Below are 24,622 nucleotides of genomic sequence, written 5' to 3'. Positions count from 1 at the left end.
CCGAGGGCAAGGAACACATTCGCAACCTGCGCGCCGGTATCGCGGCCTTGTCGGGTGTGTCGGTCAAGCGCATGGGCGGGGGCTTGAAGCTGGTTTCCCCGATCACGGGCCGCAAGTATCCCATGGCTTTCGGTGTCGCCGCCGATCTGGCCGACCAGATCGACCGGGCCACTGAATGAGAACAGGGGCCAGCGCGCCAACGCTGAACCCCTGCAAGGCCTTCTTATCACTGGAAAGAACGTATGCGGAATCCCGCTGAATCACAAGACGATTACGACAATGAAGGGCCGATCTGGCCCGAGGTGAAGCTGACCGCCTATGACCGCCGCCGGGTCGAACTGCGCGATCTGGAAGCCAAGCGCGATGCGATCCAAGCCCAGGGCGAACTGACCGCCGAAGACCAGACCCGGCTGGCCGTCCTGGCCCCCTTGATCGACAAGGCGCAGAAGCGCTTTGACCGCGAGGGCCAGCGGGCGCTGGATGACGTATCCCGCAAGCGCCGCGCGATTGACGACTGGCGGGCCGGGGACGGCCGCGAGGAACGGAACCAAGCCCGGCGCAAGGTCAGGGCCGAACCGAATGCCGATCTGTCGGACCTGACGGAAGATCAGAAGAAACAGCGCAAGCTGGATCAGACCGCAGATAGCCGGTGGATGAAGCGCTGTCGCGCCGACGGCTGGCCCGAGGCCCGCATACAGGCGGAACTGGTGGTGCGCATTCGCGCCCGCGAGGCCAAGAGGGCGGCGCAGGTGCTGGTGGACGAGGCCGAAGCGGAAATGCGGGCGAACCCCATGTTCGGGCGCTTCTGACCGGCCCGCAGCTATCCAGCCAGATAGCTGTTTCCGGTCCTGAACGGTGCCATGTTCAGTAAGTGCTTACTTGACAAGTAATTGAAAAATAACAGAAATATATGAAATCGTATCTTGCGCCGGGATTCCCGGTCTGTGTAGATTCTGGGCATCGAACCAAGCACAAGGCCGAACCGATGCAGCACTTCCTTCCTGATGACGCCTATTCCCGCCTGCTGGCCGATCTGGCCGGGGCCTTCATTGCCGCCACCAGCACGGGCGCTGATCTGCGCGACAAGCTGGCCGAAGCGCTGGCCGGTGCGGACGTGCTGCCCGAGGCCTGCCGGGGTGACTTCGTGGAAGGGGTGGCGGCGTGATTATCACGAGTATGTGATAATTGTTGCAGTCCAGATTTATATGAATCAATGGCTTAGGTCGAAAAAAGCCTACGTCATATTTGAAGAAAAGTGTTTACTAGTAGGTTTGCCCGCAGCGGCTGCAACCGCTGCTGAGCAAGAAGAGCGGCAGGTGTTAGCGCACCTGCCAAAACGAAACGCTCATACGGAGAAAGCCATGCACGAGCGCAATACGACGACCACCTTCAACGAAAGAAAGAAAGCCGAGGTAAATATGAATACCATGAACACGCCGGAAACGGCAACCATGACCGCGACCGAAGCGTTTCACAACGCACTCGACGGATACCACTATACCGGCGGCACCGACTACAATGCCACGCGCCGCTTCTATGAGGATGCGCATTGGGTGCTGAATGTCGGCGCGACGATGCCGGAACTTGCCCACAGTGATATGGCCAATGTTCTGAACAGCGCCGAGTTCAGAACGTGGACCCGCGAAGGCTGCACCTATGCCAGCGCCGCCCGGCTGATCCGCGCAAAGCTGGCACCTGTCGTCAACGTGGAGGCCGCGTGATGACGACGAACATTCCGCGCGTGAATACCATCGTTGACGGCCTTGAACACCGGATCACGGTTTACGGCTTCCTTTATGCCATCGCTCAGATCCAGTCGCTTCCCGATGACCATCAGGAAGTTGGCTATATGAATCGGATGTGCAGGATCGTCCGCGAGATCGGCGGAGATGACTTGGCTTGGATGATCTGGGGCGTGGGTCATCATGTTGGACGCGACCCTGACCTGTGGCCTGCCCACGGTGGCAGCGAACCCGATGGCACCTACACCAGTTCCGAGATCGGCCAGATGGAAGACATTCTGGATCAGATCGAAAAATACAAGAACGGCTATCGCGCTGGCCCCATGCTGGAAAGCGCGCCGCCGTCCGATGTGGTGAAGTTCATCGGCGGCGTTTACGATCTGAAAGGCGAGGTGGCATGATGACCGTTCATTACCTGCGTCTTGTTACCGTAGATGGCGTTCGAATTGGCCCGGACTACTCCGAACTTGACCTGTTTGCGCAGGAACAGGCTCGGGGCAGTGCGCGGCTTCATCGAGAAGAGGTCGCGTCGGAAAAGGCCTACTGGTTCGACATAATCGCCGCCTCGCCGAAATGTGCCGAAGCCGACTTGATGCTTGCTTCGTTTGAATACGGTGTTGCGATGCACTTGCAAGCCGCTGAACTGCTTGAGCGCGTTTACACATTTGACCAGTTCACCAAGGAGTTACGCGAAGAGGCTTCCAATCTTCGCAACGAAGCCGCGCGGGGTTTTATGCAAGCTCACAAGATGATGTCCCGGATTATGAAGAGTGCTGCCTGACCACGACCAGAACGGGCGCCTTCACTGGCGCCCGTTTTTCTTTCCATCCCAACCGACACTTCCCCGGCCCGCGCGTATTCATAGCTAAGAGGTTGACACGCCGGGCCACCCAAGCAGGGCTGAATGTGTCGCGATCAGTCGGAAAGTGCGCGGGTCCATTCACGCCCATCAACCCCGACACGGCACGGCGGCTGACTCCTAGCTGCGCGGTGCTGGAACTGGTTTGTGCAGCCAGAGAGAGGGGCGGGGCGAAAGCCTCGCCCTTTCTTCATAGTTGAGTATCTCTTGCCTTTTGCCTGCCCACGATTCGTCCAAAAGTTGTGAAATGCACTTCCTATTGCACCTAGGAGGAAGCATGTTTGGATTCTTGAAGATTGCGGTGATAGTAACTCTGGTAACCACGGCGTATCCGTCAGTTGTGGAGGCACACTCAGGCGGTCTGAACGCTGAGGGATGCCACAATGATAGAAAACGTGGCGGCTATCACTGTCATCGAAGCGACACACGAAAAGAACCTACTCGTTCTGCAACGCCGTCCAATAGAGGTGGAGCATTCCGAAACTGCACAGCGGCGAGGGCAGCAGGTGCTGCTCCAGTCTATAGAGGTGATCCCGGCTATGGAACACACCTTGACCGTGACAACGATGGAATCGGCTGCGAGTGATTTCGAGAAGCTGGTTCGCAGCCAGCCTGCGAACCAGCCTATGGAACTAAATTTGACTGTGTAGGCCCATGTGGAACAGCCACACGACTGTAACACACGGGGCGGCGTGTCAGTCTATAAGTGATTGAATTTTCGGGATATTTTCTATTGGTCGGAGCGAGAGGATTCGAACCTCCGACCCCCTGCTCCCGAAGCAGGTGCGCTACCAGGCTGCGCTACGCTCCGACCGTGGGTGGGGATTACTCGGTGGCGGCGGGGTTTGCAAGGGGGGCGGGGGAGGAATCTTCACATTGCGTGCATTCCGCCGTCACCCTTCGTTCGGATCGCGCGACAGGCCGCGGCGCAGCAGGAGGGAGATACGCGGCAAGGTGCCGGTTTCGGGCCGCGAGCGCGAGTTCAGCACGGGGCGGTTTTCCGAGACCGTGGCCTTGCCTTCGCGCATCACGATGTAAATGCCCGAGGCGATGATGACGGCGGCGCCGAGCAGGGTCATCTCGTCGGGGATCTCGTCGAAGATAAGCGCCCCGAAGATCGTGGCCCAGATCATCTGCGAATACTGCATTGGGGCGACGATCACTGCCTCGGCCCGGCGATAAGCGGCGATGATCAGCAGCATGGCAACGAAACTGAACACCGCGATGATGCCCAGCATCCCGACATGTTCGATCGGCATGGGCTTGTAGACGAAGGGCAGGGCGCAGCCGAGCACGAGAACGTTGGCGACCATCGGATAGAGCAGCAGTACGACCGAGCGTTCTTCGGACCCGATCTTGCGCACCACGATGGAGGCCATGGAGGAAAACACCGCCGCCGCCAGTGCCGCCATATGCCCGAGGCTGAGCGGGGCCGCGCCTGGGCGCAGTACGATCAGCACGCCGATCATGCCGACCACCACGGCAAGGCCCCGGCGCAGGCCGACTTTTTCGCCCAGCACCGGAATGGCCAGCAGGGTGATCAGCAGCGGCGTGGCGAACAGGATCGCATAGGTTTGCGCCAGCGGCAGCACGGAAAAGGCATAGAAGGCCGACACCCCGGTGATCACGGTGGATACCGTGCGCAGAGCCGTCCACCACGGGTGCTTGGGGCGCAGATGGCCGTCCGAGCGATCATTCATCAGCATGATCGTCGCCAGAGGGAAGCTGAGCAGACCGGCGAAGAAGATGATCTGGATCGCGGAATAATGCGCGCCAAGCAGCTTCACGATCACGTCGTGGGTGGCGTAGATGGCGAAAGCGAGAAGCGCGAGCAGCGCGCCTTTGGCATTGGGGCTCATATGGGTTCGACCTGACGGGGCGCGGCGCGCGTGTTTGCGCTAGCAGGAGTGACAGAAAACCACCGCAGGCTCAATCGCTGGTCGCGGCCTTGCGGGAAAGCTGCCAATGGCAGAGATTGGCCGGGCAGGGGGGCGGGTAATGAGCGAAGGCTGGCTTGGGTTTGCGGGTGGTATCGGGCTTTTTCTGTTCGGCATGACGGTAATGACCGAGGCACTGAAGACGCTGGCCTCGGGGCGGATGCGGGCGGTGCTGGGGCGGTTTACCACCACGCCGCTGCGCGGGGTACTGAGCGGGGCGATTGGCACGGCGCTGATGCAAAGTTCCAGCGCGGTGATTCTGACGGTGATCGGGTTCGTGGGTGCGGGGCTGATGAGCTTTCCGCAGGCGCTGGGCGTGATTTTCGGCGCCAATATCGGGTCCACCACGACGGGCTGGGTGGTGGCGATTCTGGGGCTGAAGCTGCAATTGGGTGTGGTGGCGCTGCCGCTTCTGTTCGTGGCGGCGCTGGTGGCGACGTTGACGCGCGGCGGGCGGCGACAGGCCGGAATGGCATTGGCCGGGTTCAGCCTGATCTTTCTGGGGCTGGAGATGATGCAGACCGCCACCGCGCAGGTCAGCGGGCTACTGGCGGGTGGTTGGTTGCCGGGGGAGAGCTGGCCGGGGCGGCTGGCGCTGGTGGCGATTGGTGTTGCGGTGACGGTGGTGATCCAATCCTCGGGCGCGGGGGTGGCGGCGGTGCTGGTGCTGCTGGGATCAGGCAGTGTGACGCTGATGCAGGCGGCGGCGCTGGTGGTGGGGATGGATCTGGGCACCACGGCGAAATCGGTTTTGGCCACGCTGGGCGGCTCGCGCGAGATGCGGCGCACGGCGATGGCGCATGTGGGCTATAATGCGGTGACGGACGGGCTGGCCTTTCTGGCGCTGCCGTTGGTGCCGCTGATCCAGCGGGTGATGCTGGGCGATGCGCAGACGGCGCTGGTGGTGTTTCACACCGGGTTCAATCTGGCGGGTGTGGCGCTGTTGCTGCCTGTGCTGCCGTGGTTCGCGCGGGGGATCGAGCGGTTGGTGCCGGGGGGCACGGGGCCGCTGCCGGAACCATTGGACCGTCGCCTGCTGGGCGACGCCGATGTGGCGCAGGATGCGGCGCGGGGTGTGGCCGCGGCACTGGCCACAGTGCAATGCGCGCGTCTGTCGGGGGCCTTGCGGCGGAGTGGGCGTGCGGTGGAAGCGGGGGTTGTGGAGGCGGTTGCGGATCTGGAGGATTTCCTGACGCGGGTTGCGCTGCCCTCGGGCGGGACGGCGGGGCAGAACCGGCAGGCGGCCCTGCTGCATCTGGCCGATCATCTGGGCCGGTTGGCGCAGCGGGCCGGGCAAGAGGAGCGGCTGGCGGTGCTGGTGGCCGATCCGGTGTTCTGCCGCCCGGTGCGGATGGTGGCGGCGGCGCTGGAGCGGGCCGCGTTGGCGCCCGCCGATCCGGTGCTGGCGCGGCGGCTGGCGCGGCTGCATGGCACGCTGGGGGCCCGCATGGCACGGATGCGCCGGTCAGTGCTGTTACGCGAACATGTGGGGCTCGTCAGCCCGCCGGATCTGTTTGCCCTGACGGATGCGCTGCGCTGGTTGGAGCGGGTGTTGTTCCACACCGAACGCATCGTGCATTACGGTGCGGCTGCCGCAGCGGCGGCCCCGCCCAAAGGCGAGGCCACCAGTGTTCTGGCCGAGGATTGAGCCTTAGAGGCTGGCGTCCAGTGCGGCGATGACGGCATCGCCCATTGCCGAGGTGGAGACCGGGGTGCCGCCTTCGGGGCCCATCAGATCAGCCGTGCGCACGCCATCGGCCAGCACTTTTTCCACGGCCTTTTCAACGCGCGTCGCCTCGTCGCCCAGATCGAAGGAATAGCGCAGCGCCATGGCGAAGGACAGGATGCAGGCGATCGGGTTGGCCTTGCCCTGGCCGGCGATGTCGGGCGCCGAGCCGTGCACGGGCTCATACAGCGCTTTCGGGCGGCCATTGGCCATCGGCGCACCGAGCGAGGCGGAGGGCAGCATCCCGAGCGAGCCGGTCAGCATCGCCGCCATGTCGGACAGCAGATCGCCGAACAGGTTGTCGGTCAGGATCACGTCGAACTGCTTGGGCCAGCGGCACAGCTGCATGGCGCCCGCGTCGGCATACATGTGCGACAGCTGCACATCCGGGTATTCCTTGTCGTGGATTTCCTGCACGACCTCGCGCCACAGGATGCCGGATTCCATGACATTGGCCTTCTCCATCGAGCAGACCTTGTTGCCACGACGGCGGGCCAGTTCAAAGGCCGACCGGGCGACGCGGGCGATCTCGGATTCGGTGTAGCGCTGGGTGTTGATGCCCACCCGCTCGTTGCCTTCGGTGAAGATGCCGCGCGGTTCGCCGAAATAGACGCCCGAAGTCAGTTCGCGCACGATCACGATGTCGAGGCCCGCGACCACATCTTTTTTCAGCGACGAGAAATCGGCCAGCGCGTCAAAGCATTGGGCGGGGCGCAGGTTGGAGAACAGGTCCATTTCCTTGCGCAGGCGCAGCAGGCCGCGTTCGGGTTTCACGCTGAAATCCAGCACGTCATATTTCGGGCCGCCGACGGCGCCCAGCAGCACGGCGTCCACCTCTTGCGCCTTGGCCATGGTGGCGTCGGTCAGCGGGGTGCCATGCGCATCATAGGCGCAGCCGCCCACGAGATCTTCGCTGACATCGAAGGTGATGCCGCGTTTGGCGTCGAACCAGCCGATGATCTTTTTGACCTCGGCCATGACTTCGGGGCCGATGCCGTCGCCGGCAAGGATGAGGATGGAGGGATTGGCCAAGGGAGGCTCCTGCGCTGCAAGAAAGGTTGGCGCTGGCCTAGCCCCTTGGCGGGATTGGGTCAAGAAGGCTTGGGGATCGGGGCGGGGTCAGGGCAGATCCAGATCGACCCAGACTGGATAATGGCGCGAGGCGGCGCGCAGCGCGGGGGCCAGCGGGTCCGCCTCGGCAGGCCACAGCACGCCCGCAGAGCTGACGTGCAGATCGGCGGAGGGCAGGACGTATTCGACCCGCAGCCCGCCCGGCCCGTCGGGATAAAAGGCGGTATCCAGCGCCGGGTCGCCGCGCTGGCCCGGCTCGCTGCGGCCATGGGGGCCGCGCGGCGCCGGGTCTTGCAGGCGCGGGTCGGCCAGCAGCGCCAGCAGGGCGGCGGGGCGGCCCTCGCCATCCACCGGGTCCAGATTGGCATCGCCCAGCAGCACGAAAGGGGCGGTGGGGGCGGGGAAAGGCAGGGCGCCATCCAGCAGGCGCAGCCAGAAAGCGGTCTCGTCATGGTTGCGACGCCCGTTGCGATCTTCCGGCCCGTCGAACACGGGCGGGGTGGCATACCAGCCCATCACCGCCAGCGTGCCGCCATCGGGCAGCGTGACCGGCACCTGCCAGTGGTTGGTCGTGGACAGGCGCTGAAGCGCGCGCTGAGCGGCGGGCAGATCGGGCGGGGGCAGGGCGCCGGGCAGATCGGCCCACAGCAGGGCGGTGTAATCCTGCGCCGCCTCCGCGCGGATCGGCAGGCGCGACAGCAGCGCCATGCCGGATTGCCCGGCGAACCGGCCATAGCCCATGGCATCGCGCGGCGTGCCCAAGCGGCCGTCGCCATCCAGATCAAACCCGCTGGGCATTCCGGTATTGGGGCGCAGGGCAAAGCGGTAGGGATAGGGGCTGCCCGCCTCGGCCAGCCGGTCGCGCAGCGCATCCAGCGCGACAAGGCGGGTATCGAAGTCGATGCTGGTGAGTAGCAGAACATCGGCATCCAGTGCGGCGATCACCTGCAGCGTGGCGGCGATCTGCGGGCTGTCACCCTTGCGGATTTCGGCCAGCAACAGGCCGGGCCCCTTGCGGCTGAGATCGGCGTTCCAGGTGGCCAGCCGCAGCGGATCGGCCACAGCGGGTAGCGCCAGAGCGGCGCAGATCAGGCTGGCTGAAAGCCCGAACGCGGCATGGCGCTGGACAGCTTGCGTTGCTCGCGGATCATTTCGGCGATCTTGCCCATGGCGATGCCGCGCATGAACAGGCTGCAGGGAAGGAAGGACCATGCGGTCAGCACCCAGATCAGGGTTTGTGGGGCGGTGAGGGTCAGCGGCTCGAACCCCGAGGCGCCGATTTTCACCACGGCGGGGATCAGGAAGGGCAGCAGGAACCCGAAAGCGATGTTGATGCGGGCATCCCGTTCCAGCCGCGCCACGACATCGCCGCCAGTGGTCGGGTCGAATGTGGGCAGGTTGATCCAGACGTTGAATACACCGTTTCTGGAAGGCCAGCTGTTCATCTTCAGAAGCACAACAAAATAGGCCAGCCCCAGGGCCGAAACCAGATAGGCGACCCCTGCGGCGGTGCGCACGGCGGCAACCTGCGCGCCATCACTGCCCTGTGTCATCATCAGGGTGGCAAGACGCACGGGAGAATAGGGGAAATCCAGCGCATTGCCGATCAGGAGGCCAATGGCACTGATCAGCCGGGTGAGCGAGGTGGGCGCCAGTTCGTTCTTTTCGATCACGGCCAGCAGGAAGACTGTGAAGAACAGAATCAGAAAGCGCATCCGGTTGAACGGGGGCGCATCGCGGAATTCGACAAGGCCGGGATAGGTGGTCTTGTATTCGGTGAAGGTCAGCGCACCGGCAAACAGGGCGACGAGCGCCACCATTTCCTTGCCATCCGCCCCGGTGCCGGGCAGCAGCACCGAAGGGGTGATGATCATCACCATCACGAAAAATGCGCGCGCAGCCGCGCCCGTCAGCCGTGAAACCACTGCCTTGCCTTCCTCGAACCGGTCGGACGCGATCCATTGCCGCGTCCTTGTCCCAAGTTTTCCCCGCACATTGTGGCGGGCTGCCTCAATCTTGCCCAAATTGTGCCTTCTTTCGGTTTGCATCGCAATGATCCTCGCAAGAAGACCGCAGGATTGCGGCTTGGGTGAGGAGAGTTGTCGCCTTTTTGCACCAAACTGTTGAAACAATAAGGCCGCCACGGGGCAAACCCATGGCGGCCTTGTTTGAACAGGGGCCGGGCGATCAGCCCCGGCTCAGGCCCAGGGATGCAGGGTCTTGTTCTTCGCCTCGAACGCGTCGATGGCGGCGGCCTTTTCCAGCGTCAGGCCGATATCGTCCAACCCGTTCAGCAGGCAGTGCTTGCGGTGGCTGTCCACCTCGAACGGGAAGGACTGGCCATCAGAGGTGGTGATGGTCTGCGCTTCCAGATCGACGGTGATCCGGGCGTTTTCGCCTTTCTTCGCATCGTCCATCAACACGGCCACAACCTCGGCCGGCATCACGATCGGCAGGATGCCGTTCTTGAAGCAGTTGTTGAAGAAGATGTCGGCGAAAGAGGTGGAGATCACGCAGCGGATGCCGAAATCCAGCAGCGCCCAAGGCGCATGTTCGCGCGACGAGCCGCAGCCGAAATTGTCGCCCGCAACGATGATTTCCGCCTTGCGATAGGCGGGCTGGTTCAGCACGAAATCCGGGATTTCGGCGCCGTCCTGCGTGTAGCGCATCTCGTCGAACAGGTTCTTGCCGAGGCCAGACCGCTGGATCGTCTTGAGGAACTGTTTCGGGATGATCATGTCGGTGTCGATATTGACCAGCGGCATGGGCGCCGCGATCCCGGTGAGTTTGGTGAATTTATCCATCTTATCCGTTCCTCAGACCGTTTCTGCCATCATCTCACGCACATCGGTCAGATGCCCGGTGATCGCCGCTGCCGCTGCCATCGCGGGCGAGAGCAGGTGGGTGCGCCCGCCGCGGCCCTGACGGCCTTCGAAGTTGCGGTTGGAGGTCGCGGCGCAACGCTCGCCGGGCGACAGTTGGTCGGGGTTCATGGCAAGGCACATGGAGCAGCCCGCCAGGCGCCATTCAAAACCGGCGTCGATGAAGATCTGCGCCAGACCCTCTTCTTCCGCCTGCGCGCGGACGAGACCTGAACCGGGCACGACCATGGCGCGCATGCCGTCCTTGATCTTCTTGCCCTTCAGGATCGCGGCGGCGGCGCGCAGATCCTCGATCCGGCCATTGGTGCAAGACCCGATGAACACCGTGTCGATCTTGATGTCGGTCAGCTTCATGCCGGGGGTCAGGCCCATATAGTCCAGCGCGCGCTGCGCGGCCTCGACCTTGCCACCCGTGAAATCAGAGGGCGAGGGGACGGTGCCGGTGATCGGCAGCACGTCTTCGGGCGAGGTGCCCCAGGTGACGACGGGGGCGATGTCTTCGCCCTTGATCGTGATCACCTTGTCGAAATGCGCGCCTTCATCGGTGAACAGCGTCTTCCAATAGGCGACGGCGGCCTCCCATGCGGCGCCTTTCGGCGCGTGCGGGCGGCCCATGCAATAGGCGAAGGTCTTTTCATCGGGCGCGATCAGGCCAGCGCGGGCGCCGCCCTCGATCGCCATGTTGCAGACGGTCATCCGGCCTTCCATCGACAGTTCGCGGATCGCCTGACCGCAATATTCGATGACATAGCCGGTGCCGCCGGCGGTGCCGGTTTCGCCGATCACCGACAGGGTGATGTCTTTCGCGGTGACACCGGGGCGCAGCGAGCCGGTGATTTCCACCTTCATGTTCTTGGATTTCTTCTGGATCAGCGTCTGGGTGGCCAGAACATGTTCTACTTCGGACGTGCCGATGCCATGCGCCAGCGCGCCGAAGGCGCCATGGGTGGCGGTGTGGCTGTCACCGCAGACCACGGTCATGCCCGGGAGCGTCCAGCCCTGTTCGGGGCCGACGATATGCACGATGCCCTGACGCACGTCGGAGACCGGATAGTAGTTCACCCCGAAATCCTTGGCATTCTTGTCGAGCGCCTCGACCTGGATGCGCGATTCCTCGTTGGCGATCACGCCCGAGACGCGGTCCAGCGTGGTGGGGACGTTGTGGTCCGGCACGGCGATGGTTTTTTCAGGCGCACGAACGGTGCGGCCAGTCATGCGCAGGCCTTCAAAGGCTTGCGGGCTTGTGACCTCGTGGACGAGGTGGCGGTCGATATAGAGCAGGCAGGTGCCGTCTTCGGCCTGATGGACGACGTGATCGTCCCAGATCTTGTCATAGAGCGTGCGCGGAGCGGTCATGGCTCTCACCTTCTTCAATGGGATGGCTGTGGGGATGTAAGTCTTGCGGATGCGGGGGGCGATTTTTCTGCGAAAAATCGGGCGCCCCGCCTCAAAGCCGTGCGAGAACGGTGCGGGTCATGCCGAAGAACCGGGCCGGAAGCCGCGCGTGATCGGTGATGTTGAAGTAGATGAACCCTTGCATGGTGGGCTAAATACGCCCGATTGCCTTGCGAGGCAAGATTCAAGACTCGGGTTCTGCCACGGCTTCCAGCAGATCGCCGGGCTGGCACTCCAGCGCCTCGCAGATCGCGGCAAGGGTTTCGAACCGGATGCCCTTGACCTTGCCGGATTTCAGCAGGCTGAGATTCGGTTCCGTGATGCCAATGCGTTCGGCCAGTTCGCGCGACCGCATCTTGCGACGGGCGAGCATGACGTCCAGCCGCACAATGATCTGCATCAGATGAAGCCCCGGTTTTCTTCGGCGGCCACGACAGCCTCTGCCATCGCCCAGCCAATCACGACAAGCAGGCCGCCTGCCAGCAAGAGCCAGAGGTTTTCCGAAGACAGCGCAAAGGTCAACTGCCGCGCGCCGGGCGGATTGTCGAGGGTCAGAAGGGCGATCTGCAGCGGCAGGCTGACGATCTGGATCAGGGCCAGCGTGGCGAGGGCTGTGCCGATGCAGCGGATGTCGCGCGCACAGGGGGCGGTGAGGATGTCGCCGGCACTGTAGCGGCGAAAGAGTGCGCGCATATGCCACAGCGCGAACAGCATCGGGAGAAGTTGCAGCGCGCCGATGGTCAGAACCCAGGTGCTTTTTTCCGGGGTCAGCGTGGTGCCGGGCTGCACTTGCGGAAAGACTTCTGCAAGCCAGCCGGGGTTCTGGTGGCCGCGAACAGCCCAGAAAGCGACGAGTAGCGGCAGGGCCCCCATCAGGGCGGTCGCAAGGTGGGACAGTATGCCGGACAGGCGGATGATGCGGGCGGGTAGGGCCATGAGAATTCCTCTTGAAGCTAAAAATTATTGTATGGCATTAATAAATAGCTGTCAAAGGAGATTCGATATGCACTTTTTTCATGGATTGATTCCTGTTCTTCTTGCGGCGGGATGCGCCTCGGTGGTGCCCGGGACCGCAGCGCGCCTTCAGGCGCTTGACCCGCTGAGCGTGGACCCCGCAGCACTTGAGGTGGCGGTGCAATTGCCCGCAGGGATGAACGTGCTTCCCGGAACGGCGGTGATCACGATCACGGCCAGCCATGGCGCGGATCGTCTTGCCGAGGAATTGCAGCTTGCCCCCCGGTCTGCCGCGGGCGTGGCGATGCCGGAAGGGGGCCGCGTCGCGGCATTCGGCCTTGGTCCGGCAGAGGTGGCGCGGATGCGGGAGCTTCAGGCGCAGGTGGCGCAGTGGAAGGCCGGTGGTGCGGCGGAAGCGAGCTTTGGCATCGGGCTGGGAGGCTGCAAGCTGGGCGGCGGGCCTGCACCGGATGCCGAGGGTGCGATCCTGATCCGGCTGGAGGGGGCGGGCGAATTTGTTCCGCTGATCCAGCCGACACAGGTTGCGGCGCTGGTGGGAGAAACCGCTCTTGCTGCCATGCCCCCTTGCGAAGTGCGGCAATGAGGGGGTAAAGGCATCCCCTTGCATGTGAGGGCCCGGATCGTTGAGTCTTGGGCCTCTCAATGTTACGATAATGGCAAGCCCCAGCGCCGGGGAGGGTGTCGGCGCTTTTTCTGGAGGACGATGTCCTGTCTCATTCTGATCCTGCGACCGGCTTGCCGGTCGGCCCGAGGGCAGCGCGCGTGAGCGATGCCGACCCGTCGAGCGAACTGTTGCTGGAACGTATCATCGCCTCGCTGGAAGATGACAAGGCCGAGGACATCGTGCAGATCGACCTGCGCGGTCGTTCCGACATGGCCGATTACATGGTGATCTGCTCGGGGCGGTCGTCGCGTCAGGTGGCTGCGATTTCGGAAAAGCTGGTGGACCGGCTGAAGCTGGAATTCGGTCGCCTGTCGAAGATCGAGGGCAAGGAAACCGGCGACTGGGTGCTGATCGACACGGCGGATGTGATCGTCCATGTGTTCCGCCCGGAAGTGCGCGAGTTCTATCAGCTTGAAAAGATGTGGCAGCCGGGCGCGCAGCATCGCCAGGACATGGGCCAGAATCTGGAGTAACCCATGCGGGTGCATCTTTGCGCCGTGGGCCGGCTGCGCAGTGGCCCCGAGCGCGATCTTGTGACCGATTATGTGACCCGGTTCGATCGCACGGGCCGGGCGCTGGCGCTTGGCCCTTTTGCCGAACACGAGGTCGAGGACAAGCGCGGTGGCGGGATGGAGGCGGAGGCCGAGCTTCTGGCCCGCGCGATCCCGTCCGGCGCGTTGATCTGTACGCTGGATGAGCGCGGCAAGTTGCTGAGCAGCCCCGAATTTGCCGATCTGCTGGCCCGGTGGCGTGATGGCGGGCGGCAGGACGTGGCCTTTGTCATCGGCGGCGCGGACGGCATCGCCCCTGACCTGCGGGCGCGGGCCGATTTTTCGATCAGTTTCGGGCAGATGGTCTGGCCGCATATGCTGGTGCGGGTCATGCTGGCGGAACAACTGTACCGGGCGGCCTCGATCCTGTCGGGGGCGCCGTATCACCGGGCTTAGGGCGGCGCCCTTGTGCCCTTGCCCCGGCTGGGGCAGCATCACCTGCAAGACACGCGCAAACCGCGAGGATACCACGATGGATTATGGAAAAGCCGGAAACTCCAAACCGGCCAAGGCGGCGCCGAAGCACAAGGAGCACAACGCCAAGGGCACGGAACAGAACCCCTTTGGCGGGCGGGCAACCAAAGCCGAGCTGCTGGCCAAGATGAAAGCCATGGCCGAGGCGAAGAAAAAAGACTGAGCCCGGCCTGCCCACCGCGATCAAAGGCGCGCGACCCCTGGTTGCGGCGCTGCGCGGCAGGGCGTAAAACGCCCGCACAGCAAGGAAAGGGCCGCGCATGACCACTCCGAAACCCGTCGTTCTCTGCATTCTGGATGGCTGGGGCTATCGGGAAGCGCGCGAGGCCAATGCCCCTGCGCTGGCCCATACGCCGAATTTCGACCGGATCTGGGCCGAGTGCCCGCATAACCTGCTGATCACCCATGGGCCGGATGTCGGCCTGCCGACCGGGCAGATGGGCAATTCCGAGGTCGGGCATACCAATATCGGCGCGGGCCGGGTGGTAGCGATGGATCTGGGGGCGATTGATCTGGCGATCGAGGATGAATCGTTCTTCCGGAACCCGGCGCTGCTGGCGTTCATTGCCAAGCTGAAGCAGACAGGCGGCACGGCGCATCTGATGGGCGTGGTGTCGGATGGCGGGGTGCATGGGCATATCGTGCATGTGCTGGCCGCTTGCCGGGCGGTGGCCGAAGCGGGTGTGCCGGTGGTGCTGCACGCGATCACCGATGGGCGCGACGTGGCGCCCTCCTCCGCCGTGACCTTCATGCGCGAATTGCTGGAGGGGATGCCTGCGGGTGCCAAGGTCGGCACGGTGATCGGGCGTTATTGGGCGATGGACCGCGACAACCGCTGGGAGCGGGTGAGCCGCGCCTTTGACGCGATGGTCAAGGCCGAGGGCGCGCGGGCGATGGACGCGGCGCGCGCCGTGGATGCGGCCTATCAGCGGGGTGAAACTGACGAGTTCATCGCGCCGACCGTGGTTGGCGATTATGCGGGCGCCAAGGATGGCGACGGGTTCTTCTGTCTGAACTTCCGCGCCGACCGCGCGCGGGAAATCCTGCTGGCATTGGGGCAACCGGAGTTTGACGGGTTCGACGCCAGCGCCCGCCCGACATGGGCCGCGATGCTGGGGATGGTGGACTATTCGACCACCCATAATGGTTTCATGTCCACCTGCTATCCCAAGCAGGAGCTGGTCAATACGCTGGGCGAATGGGTGGCCGCGCAGGGCAAGACCCAGTTCCGGCTGGCCGAGACCGAGAAATACCCGCATGTGACCTTTTTCCTGAACGGCGGCAAGGAAACCCCGTCGGTGGGCGAAGATCGCTTCATGCCGAAATCGCCCAAGGTGGCGACCTATGATTTGCAGCCCGAGATGAGCGAGCCGGAAGTGGCCGAACAGTTGGTGGCGGCGATCGAGAAGGGCTATGACCTGATCGTGGTGAACTTTGCCAACCCCGACATGGTGGGCCATACCGGCAGCCTTGCGGCGGCGATGAAGGCCTGCGAGGCGGTGGATGACGGGCTGGGCAAGGCCTTGGCCGCGCTGGAAAAGGCGGGCGGTGCGATGATCGTGACCGCCGATCACGGCAATTGCGAGCTGATGGTCGATCCGGTGACCGGCGGGCCGCATACGGCGCATACCACCAATCTGGTGCCGGTGATCCTTGTGGGCGGGCCTGCGGGGGCGAGCCTGCGGGCAGGCGGACGGCTGGCCGATCTGGCGCCGACGCTGCTGCAGTTGATGGGGCTGCCGCAACCTGCCGAGATGACCGGGCGGAGCCTGATCGCCTGATGCGCCGCCTTGCGCCTTTTGCCCACCTTGCGCCTTTTGCCATGTGCCTGATGCTGCTGGCAGGGGCCGCCCCGGCGGCGACGGTTGCCGAACAGGCGCAGGCGGCGGCGGCCAGCTTGCAGGCGGCGGTGGCGTCGCTGGGCAAGGCCAATCAGGCGCGCGACCGGGTTCAGGCGCTGACCAAGACGATCACCGCCTATGAAGAAGGCCTGACCGCGCTGCGCGAAAGCCTGCGGCAAGTGTCGATCCGCGAGGCGACGCTGGTGCTGCAATTCGACGCCAAGCGCGACCGGGTGGCGCAACTGGTCGGTGTGCTGAGCCGGATGGAGGCCGATCCGGCGCCGCTTTTGCTGCTGCACCCTTCGGGGCCCTTGGGCACGGTGCGATCCGGCATGATGATCGCCGATGTGACCCCGGCCTTGCAGGCCGAGGCCGAAGCGATGCGCGCCGAATTGCAGGAGGTGCGCGACCTGCGCGCCTTGCAGGTTTCCGCGGGCCAGACGCTGACCGAAGGGCTGCGCGTGGCACAGGAAGCGCGGACCGAACTGTCCAAGGCGATTTCCGACCGCACCAACCTGCCCAAACGGTTCACCGAAGACCCCGAGGTGCTGAAGGGCCTGCTGGAAAGCGCCGATACGCTGGATGCCTTTGCCAATGGCCTTGCGCTGAACGAGGTGGAGGCCGAGGGCATGGCCGATTTCGGCTTTGCCCATGGCAAGCTGCCGCTGCCGGTGCTGGGCACCGTGCTGCGCCGCCCGAACGAGGCCGATGGCGCGGGTGTGCGGCGGCCCGGCATGGTGCTGGCCACCCGGGCGCAGGCGTTGGTCACCGCGCCATGGTCGGGCACGCTGCGCTATCGCGGGCCACTGCTGAATTTCGGAAACGTGATCATTCTGGAACCCGGTGCAGGCTATCTTCTGGTTCTGGCGGGGATGGAAACCGTCTATGGCGAGGTGGGCGAGGTGGTTGCGGCAGGCGCACCGCTGGGCCTGATGGGCGGTGGCACGCCGGGGATGGAGGAATTCCTTGTCTCGGCGCAGGATGGCGGTGGCGCACGCGACACCGAAACGCTTTATGTGGAGTTGCGGCAGGGGAGCATTGCGACCGATCCCATGCCTTGGTTTACGGCGACGGCGCCGCTTGCGGACAAGCAGCAGGTGCCCTGAGGAAGGGATGACGAAGGCATGAGGAAATTCGTGATGGCTGCGCTGGGCGGCACGGTGGCCGGCGTTCTGCTGACGACGCAGCTCGCGGGGCCGCTCATCGCGCAGGAGGCCGGGAAGCAGAGCCCGGTCTACGAACAGCTCGATCTCTTCGGTGACATCTTTGAACGCATCCGCGCGCAATATGTGGAAGAGGTGGACAGCAAAAAGCTGATCGAGGCGGCGATCAACGGCATGTTGTCCTCGCTCGATCCGCATTCCAGCTATCTGGCCGCCGATGATTTCACCGACATGCAGGTACAGACCCGGGGCCAGTTCGGGGGCTTGGGCATCGAGGTGACGCAGGAAGAGGGCTTCATCAAGGTCGTCTCGCCGATGGATGACACCCCGGCAGACAAGGCCGGGATCAAGGCGGGCGACTTCATCACCCATGTGAACGGCGAAAGTGTGCTTGGCCTGACGCTGGATGCGGCGGTGGACATGATGCGCGGCGAGGTCGGATCGGAAATCATCATCACCGTGGTGCGCGAGGGCGTGGCTGATCCGTTCGACGTGTCGATCATCCGCGACACCATCAAGCTGACGGCGGTAAAGGGCCGCGTTGTGGGCGATACCGTCGTGCTGCGCCTGACCACCTTCAACGACCAGACCTTCCCGGGGCTGGAGGCCGAGTTGAAGAAAGCGGTCGAGGAGCTGGGCGGGATGGACAAGGTGAATGGCCTTGTTCTGGATCTGCGCAACAATCCGGGCGGCTTGCTCAATCAGGCGATCATGGTGTCGGATGCCTTCATCGAGAAGGGCGAGATCGTGTCCACCCGCGGGCGCAGCGCGCAGGATGGCGAGCGGTTCAACGCCGAACCGGGCGACATGATCGGCGGCAAGCCCATGGTGGTGCTGATCAATGGCGGCTCGGCCTCGGCTTCGGAAATCGTGGCGGGGGCGTTGCAGGACCACCGCCGCGCGATCGTGGTGGGGACCAAGAGCTTTGGCAAAGGGTCGGTGCAATCGGTCATTCCGTTGCGCGGCGACGGGGCGATGCGGCTGACGACGGCGCGTTATTACACGCCTTCGGGGCGCTCGATCCAGGCGCTGGGGATTTCGCCGGATATCGTGGTGAACCAGCCAGCAGCGAAAGTGGCGGAAGAGGGGACCGAGGAGGCCGTGACCGAGGACAAGGCCCGCGGCGAGGCGGATCTGCGCGGCATCCTGTCGAATGACTCGATGACCGAGGACGAGAAGCGCCAGTATCAGGAAGAGCAGGAAAAGGCTGCCGAAGCCGCGAAGATGCGCGACGAGGATTATCAGCTGGCCTACGCGGTGGACATCCTGAAGGGTGCTGCTGCCATCGCAGTGAAACCCTGAGAGGAAGGAGGGGGCCGGGTGACCGGCCCCGCAAGCGCATGAAAACTGACCCGCAAAGCCTGCCCTATCGCCCCTGTGTGGGAGTGATGCTGATCAACCCGCAGGGGCTGATTTTCACCGGCAACCGCAAGGACAGCGCCGTCCCGGCCTGGCAGATGCCGCAGGGCGGGATCGACGAGGGCGAAAAGCCGCGCAAGGCCGCGCTGCGCGAATTGTGGGAAGAAACCGGCATCACCGGGGATCTGGTGGAATTCATCGCCAAATCTGGGGATTGGGTGACCTATGATCTGCCACCCGAATTGCTGGGCAAGGTTTGGGGCGGGCGGTATCGCGGGCAGAAGCAGCGCTGGTTCCTGTTCCGCTACACCGGCAGCGACGATCAGGTAAACATCGCCACCGAACACCCGGAATTCGACCGCTGGCAATGGAGCCGTGCCGACGAGATGATCGCCTCGATCGTGCCGTTCAAGCGCGCGGTCTATGAGACGGTGGTCGCCGAATTCCGCGGCCACCTCGCCTGATCCGGGCCTGTCAAACGGTGCGCGCCTCGCGGCGCGCCTTTGCTTTGCCTCGCCTGCGCGGCCTTTGGCCGCTTGGCTCAGGGGCTTCCGGCGGGGATATTTCAGGGCAGAAAATCTGCCCCTATTTACTGTCTGAAAATATCCTGAGCGGAGGCGCGCTTGCGCGTCGGGGGGCAAAGCCCCCCAGCAGCTTCAGCCGTTTTCCCGCAGGATTGTGCCCGCGAGATAGAGCGAGCCGCAGATCAGCACCCGTGCGCCGGGGGCGGTTGCGGCGATGGTTGCCAGAGCCTCGGCCACCGAAGGGGCGATATGGGCGGGGATGCCGGTCTGCGTTGCCGCCTGCGCGGTGATTTCGGCGGGCAGGGTGTTCTTTTCGCCGGGGATCGAGACGGCTTGCAGGGCTGTCAGATGCGGCGCAAGCGGGCGCAGATAGCCCGTGATGTCCTTGGTGTTCAGCATGCCGCAGATGGCAAAGGTCGGACGCGGCGGCATCTGCGCCAGCGTGGCGGCGATGGCCTCGCCGCCTGCGGGGTTGTGGCCGCCGTCCAGCCACAGCTCGACGCCGGGCGCTGCAGAGGGCAGCGGGCCTTGGGTCAGGCGCTGCATCCGGGCGGGCCAGACGGCGTGGGTGATGGCAGCCTCGCAGGCGGCCTCGTCGGCGCCGAGACGGCGCAGGGCGGCGAGGGCCGCGCCCGCGTTCTGGATCTGGTGGGGGCCGGGCAGGTTGGGCAGCGGCAGATCCAGCAGGCCGGTTTCATCCTGAAAGATCAGGCGGCCGCGTTCAGTGCCGACATGCCAGTGCTGGCCATAGGCCAGCAGCGGCGCCCCCAGCCGGGCGGCCTTGGCTTCGATCACCGCCAGCCCCTCGTCCGTCTGTGGGCCAGCCACGCAGGGCACGCCGCGTTTAAGGATACCGGCCTTTTCACCGGCGATTTCGGGCAGGGTTTCGCCCAGATATTGCTGATGGTCGATCGAGACGGGGGTGATGATGGTCAGGGCGGGCCTGTCCACAACATTGGTGGCATCCAGCCTGCCGCCAAGGCCCACCTCCAGCAGCGTGTAATCAGCCGGGGTGCGGGCGAAGGCGAGCAGAGCGGCGCAGGTGGTGATTTCGAAAAAGGTAATTTCTTCGCCGCCATTGGCCTGCACACATTCATCCAGCAGGTCGGTCAGTGCCTGTTCGGTGATCAGGTCGCCCGCAAGGCGGATGCGTTCGTGGAACCATGCCAGATGCGGCGAGGTATAGGCGTGTACGCGCTTGCCCATCGCCTCCAGCCCGGCGCGGATCATGGCTTGCGTGCTGCCCTTGCCATTGGTGCCCGCGATATGGATCACCGGCGGCAGGCGGCGCTCGGGGTGGCCGAGTGCGGCGAGCAGGCGATGAACACGGTCCAGCGTCAGGTCGATGACCTTGGGATGGAACTCCATCATCCGGGCGAGGATCACGTCGGAAGAGCGGGGATCGGGCATCGGTTGCGTCCGTGATGAAGGCGTTTCGGCGACACTAGGCGGGGCCTCCGCCCCGCGCCAGTTGCGGGGCGACGGCTGCGCGTCTGGCGCCGACATGCGGAGAGGGGCCGGGTTGGAAGGGATCAGCGCGCCGGGGCGTCGGCGGGCACGGGCAATTCGCCCCGGATCGCCGGGGTCTGACGCATCAGCATCCGCAGGATGGTCACCAACTCATCCTTCATCGCCTTGCGATGGGTCACGCGGTCCAGCATCCCGTGATCGAGCAGGTATTCGGCGCGCTGGAACCCTTCGGGCAGTTTTTCGCGGATGGTCTGTTCGATGACGCGGGGCCCGGCGAAGCAGATCAGGGCGTTGGGTTCTGCGATCTGCACATCACCCAGCATGGCGTAGGAGGCGGTGACGCCGCCTGTTGTCGGGTGGGTCAACACCACGACGTAAGGCAGGCCCGCCTCTTTCAGCAGTTGAATGGCGACGGTAGAGCGGGGCATCTGCATCAGTGACAGGATGCCTTCCTGCATCCGCGCGCCCCCTGCGGCGGCAAACAGCACCAGCGGGCGTTTCAGCTTTACGGCACGTTCGGCGGCAGCAACGATGGCGTTGCCGACATACATGCCCATCGAGCCGCCCATGAAGGCGAAATCCTGCGCGACGGCGATGATCGGGGTGCGGAACACCTCACCCTCGGCCACCAGCATGGCTTCTTTTTCGCCGGTGGCTTTCTGCGCGGCCTTCATCCGGTCAGGGTATTTCTTCTGATCGCGGAAATGAAGCGGATCGGCCAGCGGTTCGGGCACTTTCACTTCAAGAAACACGCCGCCGTCGAACAGGGCGGTGAAGCGGTCACGCGGGCTGATGGCCATGTGGTGATCGCAATGGGTGCAGACGTTGAGGTTGTCGCTGAGTTCACGGTGGAACAGCATGGTTCCGCATTCGGGGCACTTCGTCCACAGGTTCTCGGGCACTTCGCGGCGGGAGAAGAGCGAGTTGATCTTGGGGCGGACGTAGTTGGAGATCCAGTTCATGCGGCTGGCCCTTTGTTCTTAGGTCGAAGTCGGAGATAGGCTGTCGGGGGCGGAAATGCAATCTTTGTGCGTTGTGGTGGCCAAGGGCGGACCTTTGGGGGCCCAAGCACTGTTCGGTCGTGATCGCCATGGCTGGTTGTGGGAGGCCGCGCGGTGGCTTGCCGCGCACCTCTGGCAGGACTAGGCAATAAGCGCAGCGCAGATGCGGGAGGGCAGTGATGAGGCATATGGGGGCAGGCGGTTTGGCTTTTGCCATGATGCTGGCATTGTTGGGCTGTGTCGCGCCGGGGGCAGGTGTGCCGGTTCTGTCGGGGGCGGTGACGCTTGCGCCGCCACAGGGTTATTGCATCGAACCGGGGTCGCGGCGGGAGCGGGAAGATACCGCGATCCTGATCGCCGGGCGATGCGCGGACGAGGCTGCGCGCCCTGCAGCAGTGCTGACCGCGACGGTCGGGGCCGATGGGTCGGGCAGCGGTGTGGATGTCACCACAGGCAGGGCGGAACTTGCGGCCTTCTTTCGTTCAACTGCGGGGCGCAAGGCGTTGAGCCGCAGGGGCCGGGCGGCGGATGTGCAGGTGCTGGAGGCGATCGGCACCCCGCAGGCCTTTCTGCTGCGCCTGACGGATCGCGCACCGCAAAGCGGTACCGGGGTACAGGCTGAAAGCTGGCGCGCCGTTCTGCCAGTGAACCGGCGGCTGGTGAGCCTGACAGTGACCGGACCGGCCGCCGGGCCGCTGGACCGCGAGGCCGGGCACCTTCTGATCCGTGATTTCGTTGCCGCAACGGTTGCGGCGAACCGAAAATGATCCGCTGGACGGGGTGGCCTTTTTAATCTTTTGCGGGGATAAACGAATCGTTTCCATCCGGCGGCCAATCGGCAGGATGGCGGTGTGTAAGTAGCAGACTTGGCAAAGAAATCCTTCAAACCTGATGGCCCGCAAGATCGACACTTTCCTTGACCGGATGCTTCAGCGGCGCTTCCTCAAGCGGTGGGAGCGTTGGGCCAACATGGCCGACAAGATCAGCCTTGAACAGTTGCGCGAATTGCGCGGGCGCGCGCGGCAGGCACGGCGGCAGCTGGACCGGGTGATCCATGTCGCCGAACACCGGCTTTCGCTGCCGGTCATCGGCTCCAACGCGCTGCGCCGTCCCATGGGGGCCGACTGGATCTGGCGGCCGGAGTTGTGGAAGGGCCAGATTCCGGTGCCGGGCGCCTCGTCGGTGCCGACTCGGGCGCAGATCTGCGATGGGGCGACGATTTTCCACGATTGCCGCCGGTCGGAGCTGACGGTGCGCCAGATCCGCAACACGCGCGAAACCGATTTGGCGCCGTTCGGGGTGCGGATGGATGTGTTCCGCTTTGACGGGTCATTCCTGTCGCTGGTGGTGGAACTGCCGCCCGAATCGGTACAGGGGCTGAAGCTGAAGCATCTGATCCGGCTGGATGCGATTGTGGAGATGGAGAAGCCGCTGGAAATCTTTGCGCGGCTGAACATCAAATACGGGCCGAATGTCGAACAGGTGGTGCGCGAACTGCCGCTGAATTCGGAAGAGGTGATGGTCGAATTCGACCTCGCCTATACCAAGATGAACGAACGGCGGGTGGAGCGGCTGTGGGTCGATCTGATTTTCGAAGGGCCAGAGATGAACCAGATCATCTTGCGCGATGTGACCTTCTCGCGCCGTCCGCGCGCCGATATCTGACGGGTGAAGCATGAGTGACGTGACGCTGACAAAGACACGGGTGCGGGCAGGAGTCTGGGAAGGCGTGCTGACCACCGGCGGCACAAAACCGCTGCTGGAAGTGCTGCATCTGGAACAGAAGCTGCCGGGGCTGACCCTGACCGAGCTGGCAGACACGCCGGGCAGCTTTGCTGTGACACTGCCGATTCCGACCGACGTGTTGAGCGAGGGGGTTCAGACCTTCCTGTTCCGCGATGCGGGCACGGGCGAGACGTTGACACATTTCACCATCATCACCGGCGTGGCGATGGAAGACGACATGCGCGCCGAGGTCGATCTGTTGCGCGCCGAGCTGGATATGCTCAAGCGCGCCTTCCGGCGGCACTGTCTGGAAACGGCGGGCTGAAGGCGAGCCCGCCGCGCCGCCGTTATTCCCAGGTGCGGAAGAACTTGCCGGCGGGAGACAGGGTGAAGATCTCGCAGCCCGTTGCGGTCACACCCACCGAATGTTCATACTGCGCCGACAAGGACTTGTCGCGGGTCACCGCCGTCCAGTCATCGGCCAGAACCTTGGTTTCCGGGCGGCCAAGATTCACCATCGGTTCGATGGTGAAGAACATGCCTTCTTCCAGCACCGGACCCGAACCCGCGCGGCCATAATGCAGCACGTTTGGCGGCGCGTGGAACACCTGGCCCAGACCATGGCCGCAGAAATCGCGCACCACACTCATCCGGTTCTGTTCGACATAGGACTGGATGGCGAAACCGATGTCGCCGAAAGTATTACCCGGTTTCACGGCCGCGATGCCGCGCATCAGACTTTCATGGGTGACCTCGATCAGCCGTTCAGCCTTGCGGGGCAGGGCACCCGCAACATACATGCGCGAGGTGTCGCCGAACCAGCCATCCACGATCACCGTCACGTCGATGTTGAGAATGTCGCCATCCGCCAGCAGCTTGTTTCCGGGGATGCCGTGGCAGACCACATGGTTCACGCTGATGCAGGAGGCGTGCTTGTAGCCCTTGTAGCCGATGGTGGCCGAAATCACGCCGTGGCGGGCGACTTCGGCAGTGATGAAATCGTCCAGCACGCCGGTGGTGGTGCCGGGCACCACAAGTGGCGCCACGGCGTCGAGGATTTCAGCCGCCACCTTTCCGGCAGCACGCATTCCCGCAAAATCCGCCTCTTCATAAATGCGGATGCCGTCCTTGGTGATGCGACCGCGCAATTCGTTCACGGGAGCGTCCTTTCCTCTGTCAATGGCCTGTAGATAAAGGCTGACGCGCGAAATGGCCAGAGCCGGGGCTGTGAAAGCCGCGCAGGCGCGCTATACCATGCACGCA

General features: G+C 64.1%; 29 protein-coding genes and 1 tRNA gene. 18 read left to right on the top strand and 12 right to left on the bottom strand.

All coding sequences use genetic code 11. The annotated features are described in order from the left end of the window. Positions 1 to 242 precede the first annotated feature (242 nt). From BMX43_RS15925 to BMX43_RS20470, 6 genes are all read left to right on the top strand, one after another. Positions 243 to 809 (top strand): hypothetical protein, encoded by a 567-nt coding sequence (locus tag BMX43_RS15925; protein ID WP_091303149.1) that lies wholly within the window; start codon positions 243 to 245, stop codon positions 807 to 809. 176 nt (positions 810 to 985) lie between these two features. After that, complete coding sequence (locus BMX43_RS15920) at positions 986 to 1,165, top strand: hypothetical protein (RefSeq protein WP_139201598.1); 180 nt, start codon at positions 986 to 988, stop codon at positions 1,163 to 1,165. 196 nt (positions 1,166 to 1,361) lie between these two features. Then, positions 1,362 to 1,721, top strand: coding sequence for a hypothetical protein (locus BMX43_RS15915; protein WP_091303147.1), 360 nt, complete (start codon positions 1,362 to 1,364; stop codon positions 1,719 to 1,721). Then, positions 1,721 to 2,143: a hypothetical protein gene (locus BMX43_RS15910; RefSeq protein ID WP_091303146.1), complete on the top strand. Its 423-nt coding sequence runs from the start codon at positions 1,721 to 1,723 to the stop codon at positions 2,141 to 2,143. Before BMX43_RS15915 ends, BMX43_RS15910 begins: the two co-directional genes overlap by 1 nt. After that, complete coding sequence (locus tag BMX43_RS15905; RefSeq protein ID WP_091303145.1) at positions 2,140 to 2,523, top strand: hypothetical protein; 384 nt, start codon at positions 2,140 to 2,142, stop codon at positions 2,521 to 2,523. Before BMX43_RS15910 ends, BMX43_RS15905 begins: the two co-directional genes overlap by 4 nt. A 325-nt stretch (positions 2,524 to 2,848) precedes the next feature. After that, positions 2,849 to 3,187, top strand: a complete 339-nt coding sequence (locus BMX43_RS20470) for an excalibur calcium-binding domain-containing protein (protein ID WP_342711692.1) — start codon at positions 2,849 to 2,851, stop codon at positions 3,185 to 3,187. A 148-nt stretch (positions 3,188 to 3,335) separates the two neighbouring features. On the opposite strand, the gene BMX43_RS15895 is transcribed toward BMX43_RS20470, so the two are convergent. Both BMX43_RS15895 and BMX43_RS15890 read right to left on the bottom strand, forming a co-directional pair. Then, positions 3,336 to 3,412: transfer RNA gene (locus BMX43_RS15895), tRNA-Pro, on the bottom strand. A gap of 82 nt (positions 3,413 to 3,494) precedes the next feature. Further along, the gene (locus BMX43_RS15890) at positions 3,495 to 4,460 is read right to left on the bottom strand and encodes a DMT family transporter (protein WP_091303144.1); all 966 of its coding nucleotides are present in this window, start codon (positions 4,458 to 4,460) and stop codon (positions 3,495 to 3,497) included. A gap of 139 nt (positions 4,461 to 4,599) precedes the next feature. Between BMX43_RS15890 and BMX43_RS15885 the strand changes: the two genes are divergently transcribed. Beyond that, on the top strand, positions 4,600 to 6,186 hold the full coding sequence (locus BMX43_RS15885) for a Na/Pi cotransporter family protein (protein WP_175482138.1): 1,587 nt from the start codon (positions 4,600 to 4,602) through the stop codon (positions 6,184 to 6,186). Positions 6,187 to 6,189: 3 nt separating this feature from the next. On the opposite strand, the gene leuB is transcribed toward BMX43_RS15885, so the two are convergent. The 7 genes from leuB to BMX43_RS15850 form a co-directional block, all read right to left on the bottom strand. Beyond that, positions 6,190 to 7,296, bottom strand: a complete 1,107-nt coding sequence (leuB, locus tag BMX43_RS15880) for a 3-isopropylmalate dehydrogenase (RefSeq protein WP_091303142.1) — start codon at positions 7,294 to 7,296, stop codon at positions 6,190 to 6,192. Positions 7,297 to 7,383: 87 nt separating this feature from the next. Beyond that, complete coding sequence (locus BMX43_RS15875; RefSeq protein ID WP_175482131.1) at positions 7,384 to 8,397, bottom strand: endonuclease/exonuclease/phosphatase family protein; 1,014 nt, start codon at positions 8,395 to 8,397, stop codon at positions 7,384 to 7,386. A 26-nt stretch (positions 8,398 to 8,423) separates the two neighbouring features. Then, a complete protein-coding gene (locus BMX43_RS15870) occupies positions 8,424 to 9,359 on the bottom strand; it encodes a hypothetical protein (protein WP_425431810.1) in 936 nt (311 codons plus the stop codon). A 174-nt stretch (positions 9,360 to 9,533) separates the two neighbouring features. Then, positions 9,534 to 10,139, bottom strand: a complete 606-nt coding sequence (gene leuD, locus BMX43_RS15865) for a 3-isopropylmalate dehydratase small subunit (RefSeq protein WP_091303140.1) — start codon at positions 10,137 to 10,139, stop codon at positions 9,534 to 9,536. Between the two features lie 12 nt (positions 10,140 to 10,151). Continuing rightward, a complete protein-coding gene (gene leuC, locus BMX43_RS15860; protein WP_091303139.1) occupies positions 10,152 to 11,573 on the bottom strand; it encodes a 3-isopropylmalate dehydratase large subunit in 1,422 nt (473 codons plus the stop codon). Between the two features lie 223 nt (positions 11,574 to 11,796). Further along, on the bottom strand, positions 11,797 to 12,012 hold the full coding sequence (locus BMX43_RS15855; protein WP_091303138.1) for a helix-turn-helix domain-containing protein: 216 nt from the start codon (positions 12,010 to 12,012) through the stop codon (positions 11,797 to 11,799). Then, on the bottom strand, positions 12,012 to 12,548 hold the full coding sequence (locus tag BMX43_RS15850) for a DUF2975 domain-containing protein (protein WP_091303137.1): 537 nt from the start codon (positions 12,546 to 12,548) through the stop codon (positions 12,012 to 12,014). Before BMX43_RS15850 ends, BMX43_RS15855 begins: the two co-directional genes overlap by 1 nt. Positions 12,549 to 12,672: 124 nt before the next feature. Between BMX43_RS15850 and BMX43_RS15845 the strand changes: the two genes are divergently transcribed. From BMX43_RS15845 to BMX43_RS15815, 8 genes are all read left to right on the top strand, one after another. Further along, on the top strand, positions 12,673 to 13,170 hold the full coding sequence (locus BMX43_RS15845; RefSeq protein WP_139201597.1) for a hypothetical protein: 498 nt from the start codon (positions 12,673 to 12,675) through the stop codon (positions 13,168 to 13,170). 152 nt (positions 13,171 to 13,322) lie between these two features. Next, positions 13,323 to 13,724, top strand: coding sequence for a ribosome silencing factor (rsfS, locus tag BMX43_RS15840; protein WP_245749501.1), 402 nt, complete (start codon positions 13,323 to 13,325; stop codon positions 13,722 to 13,724). A 3-nt stretch (positions 13,725 to 13,727) separates the two neighbouring features. Continuing rightward, entirely contained in the window at positions 13,728 to 14,198 is a 471-nt protein-coding gene (gene rlmH, locus BMX43_RS15835) for a 23S rRNA (pseudouridine(1915)-N(3))-methyltransferase RlmH (RefSeq protein WP_091303135.1), read from the top strand. Positions 14,199 to 14,274: 76 nt separating this feature from the next. After that, on the top strand, positions 14,275 to 14,439 hold the full coding sequence (locus BMX43_RS19860) for a hypothetical protein (protein WP_175482137.1): 165 nt from the start codon (positions 14,275 to 14,277) through the stop codon (positions 14,437 to 14,439). Positions 14,440 to 14,536: 97 nt separating this feature from the next. Then, positions 14,537 to 16,057, top strand: coding sequence for a 2,3-bisphosphoglycerate-independent phosphoglycerate mutase (gene gpmI / locus BMX43_RS15830; RefSeq protein ID WP_091303134.1), 1,521 nt, complete (start codon positions 14,537 to 14,539; stop codon positions 16,055 to 16,057). After that, on the top strand, positions 16,057 to 17,223 hold the full coding sequence (locus BMX43_RS15825; protein WP_091303133.1) for a murein hydrolase activator EnvC family protein: 1,167 nt from the start codon (positions 16,057 to 16,059) through the stop codon (positions 17,221 to 17,223). Before gpmI ends, BMX43_RS15825 begins: the two co-directional genes overlap by 1 nt. An 18-nt stretch (positions 17,224 to 17,241) precedes the next feature. Beyond that, entirely contained in the window at positions 17,242 to 18,582 is a 1,341-nt protein-coding gene (locus BMX43_RS15820; RefSeq protein ID WP_091303132.1) for a S41 family peptidase, read from the top strand. Positions 18,583 to 18,620: 38 nt separating this feature from the next. Then, entirely contained in the window at positions 18,621 to 19,103 is a 483-nt protein-coding gene (locus BMX43_RS15815) for an RNA pyrophosphohydrolase (RefSeq protein ID WP_091303131.1), read from the top strand. A 192-nt stretch (positions 19,104 to 19,295) separates the two neighbouring features. Here the strand turns inward: BMX43_RS15815 and BMX43_RS15810 are convergent, their stop codons facing one another. Beyond that, on the bottom strand, positions 19,296 to 20,573 hold the full coding sequence (locus BMX43_RS15810) for a bifunctional folylpolyglutamate synthase/dihydrofolate synthase (RefSeq protein WP_091303130.1): 1,278 nt from the start codon (positions 20,571 to 20,573) through the stop codon (positions 19,296 to 19,298). A gap of 122 nt (positions 20,574 to 20,695) precedes the next feature. Then, entirely contained in the window at positions 20,696 to 21,595 is a 900-nt protein-coding gene (accD, locus tag BMX43_RS15805) for an acetyl-CoA carboxylase, carboxyltransferase subunit beta (RefSeq protein WP_091303129.1), read from the bottom strand. A 218-nt stretch (positions 21,596 to 21,813) separates the two neighbouring features. Between accD and BMX43_RS15800 the strand changes: the two genes are divergently transcribed. From BMX43_RS15800 to BMX43_RS15790, 3 genes are all read left to right on the top strand, one after another. Further along, positions 21,814 to 22,401 carry a cation transport ATPase gene (locus BMX43_RS15800; protein ID WP_245749496.1) on the top strand — a complete coding sequence of 196 codons (588 nt, stop codon included), beginning with the start codon at positions 21,814 to 21,816 and terminating at the stop codon, positions 22,399 to 22,401. A 124-nt stretch (positions 22,402 to 22,525) separates the two neighbouring features. Continuing rightward, positions 22,526 to 23,299 (top strand): DUF6478 family protein, encoded by a 774-nt coding sequence (locus tag BMX43_RS15795; RefSeq protein WP_175482135.1) that lies wholly within the window; start codon positions 22,526 to 22,528, stop codon positions 23,297 to 23,299. Between the two features lie 10 nt (positions 23,300 to 23,309). After that, positions 23,310 to 23,684 carry a hypothetical protein gene (locus BMX43_RS15790; RefSeq protein WP_091303127.1) on the top strand — a complete coding sequence of 125 codons (375 nt, stop codon included), beginning with the start codon at positions 23,310 to 23,312 and terminating at the stop codon, positions 23,682 to 23,684. 22 nt (positions 23,685 to 23,706) lie between these two features. Here the strand turns inward: BMX43_RS15790 and map are convergent, their stop codons facing one another. Beyond that, a complete protein-coding gene (gene map, locus BMX43_RS15785; RefSeq protein WP_091303126.1) occupies positions 23,707 to 24,516 on the bottom strand; it encodes a type I methionyl aminopeptidase in 810 nt (269 codons plus the stop codon). Between the last annotated feature and the right edge of the window lie 106 nt (positions 24,517 to 24,622).

The sequence above is a fragment of the Gemmobacter aquatilis genome (genome assembly GCF_900110025.1).
Classification (GTDB): domain Bacteria; phylum Pseudomonadota; class Alphaproteobacteria; order Rhodobacterales; family Rhodobacteraceae; genus Gemmobacter; species Gemmobacter aquatilis.
Note: the sequence above shows the minus strand (reverse complement) of the source record. Positions and strands in the feature narration are given on the sequence as shown.

What these genes read in the sequence shown, in the direction of transcription:
- BMX43_RS15905 (WP_091303145.1), top strand. Translation starts at nt 2,140, where the DNA reads ATGATGACCGTTCATTACCTGCGTCTTGTTACCGTAGATGGCGTTCGA.
- BMX43_RS15910 (WP_091303146.1), top strand. Translation starts at nt 1,721, where the DNA reads ATGACGACGAACATTCCGCGCGTGAATACCATCGTTGACGGCCTTGAA.
- BMX43_RS15800 (WP_245749496.1), top strand. Translation starts at nt 21,814, where the DNA reads ATGAGGCATATGGGGGCAGGCGGTTTGGCTTTTGCCATGATGCTGGCA.
- BMX43_RS20470 (WP_342711692.1), top strand. Translation starts at nt 2,849, where the DNA reads ATGCACTTCCTATTGCACCTAGGAGGAAGCATGTTTGGATTCTTGAAG.
- BMX43_RS15810 (WP_091303130.1), bottom strand. Translation starts at nt 20,573, where the DNA reads ATGCCCGATCCCCGCTCTTCCGACGTGATCCTCGCCCGGATGATGGAG.
- BMX43_RS15915 (WP_091303147.1), top strand. Translation starts at nt 1,362, where the DNA reads ATGCACGAGCGCAATACGACGACCACCTTCAACGAAAGAAAGAAAGCC.
- BMX43_RS15825 (WP_091303133.1), top strand. Translation starts at nt 16,057, where the DNA reads ATGCGCCGCCTTGCGCCTTTTGCCCACCTTGCGCCTTTTGCCATGTGC.
- BMX43_RS15890 (WP_091303144.1), bottom strand. Translation starts at nt 4,460, where the DNA reads ATGAGCCCCAATGCCAAAGGCGCGCTGCTCGCGCTTCTCGCTTTCGCC.
- BMX43_RS15855 (WP_091303138.1), bottom strand. Translation starts at nt 12,012, where the DNA reads ATGCAGATCATTGTGCGGCTGGACGTCATGCTCGCCCGTCGCAAGATG.
- leuD (WP_091303140.1), bottom strand. Translation starts at nt 10,139, where the DNA reads ATGGATAAATTCACCAAACTCACCGGGATCGCGGCGCCCATGCCGCTG.
- BMX43_RS15795 (WP_175482135.1), top strand. Translation starts at nt 22,526, where the DNA reads ATGGCCCGCAAGATCGACACTTTCCTTGACCGGATGCTTCAGCGGCGC.
- BMX43_RS15790 (WP_091303127.1), top strand. Translation starts at nt 23,310, where the DNA reads ATGAGTGACGTGACGCTGACAAAGACACGGGTGCGGGCAGGAGTCTGG.
- BMX43_RS15920 (WP_139201598.1), top strand. Translation starts at nt 986, where the DNA reads ATGCAGCACTTCCTTCCTGATGACGCCTATTCCCGCCTGCTGGCCGAT.
- BMX43_RS15925 (WP_091303149.1), top strand. Translation starts at nt 243, where the DNA reads ATGCGGAATCCCGCTGAATCACAAGACGATTACGACAATGAAGGGCCG.
- BMX43_RS15885 (WP_175482138.1), top strand. Translation starts at nt 4,600, where the DNA reads ATGAGCGAAGGCTGGCTTGGGTTTGCGGGTGGTATCGGGCTTTTTCTG.
- BMX43_RS19860 (WP_175482137.1), top strand. Translation starts at nt 14,275, where the DNA reads ATGGATTATGGAAAAGCCGGAAACTCCAAACCGGCCAAGGCGGCGCCG.
- BMX43_RS15815 (WP_091303131.1), top strand. Translation starts at nt 18,621, where the DNA reads ATGAAAACTGACCCGCAAAGCCTGCCCTATCGCCCCTGTGTGGGAGTG.
- gpmI (WP_091303134.1), top strand. Translation starts at nt 14,537, where the DNA reads ATGACCACTCCGAAACCCGTCGTTCTCTGCATTCTGGATGGCTGGGGC.
- BMX43_RS15820 (WP_091303132.1), top strand. Translation starts at nt 17,242, where the DNA reads ATGAGGAAATTCGTGATGGCTGCGCTGGGCGGCACGGTGGCCGGCGTT.
- leuC (WP_091303139.1), bottom strand. Translation starts at nt 11,573, where the DNA reads ATGACCGCTCCGCGCACGCTCTATGACAAGATCTGGGACGATCACGTC.
- rlmH (WP_091303135.1), top strand. Translation starts at nt 13,728, where the DNA reads ATGCGGGTGCATCTTTGCGCCGTGGGCCGGCTGCGCAGTGGCCCCGAG.
- accD (WP_091303129.1), bottom strand. Translation starts at nt 21,595, where the DNA reads ATGAACTGGATCTCCAACTACGTCCGCCCCAAGATCAACTCGCTCTTC.
- BMX43_RS15850 (WP_091303137.1), bottom strand. Translation starts at nt 12,548, where the DNA reads ATGGCCCTACCCGCCCGCATCATCCGCCTGTCCGGCATACTGTCCCAC.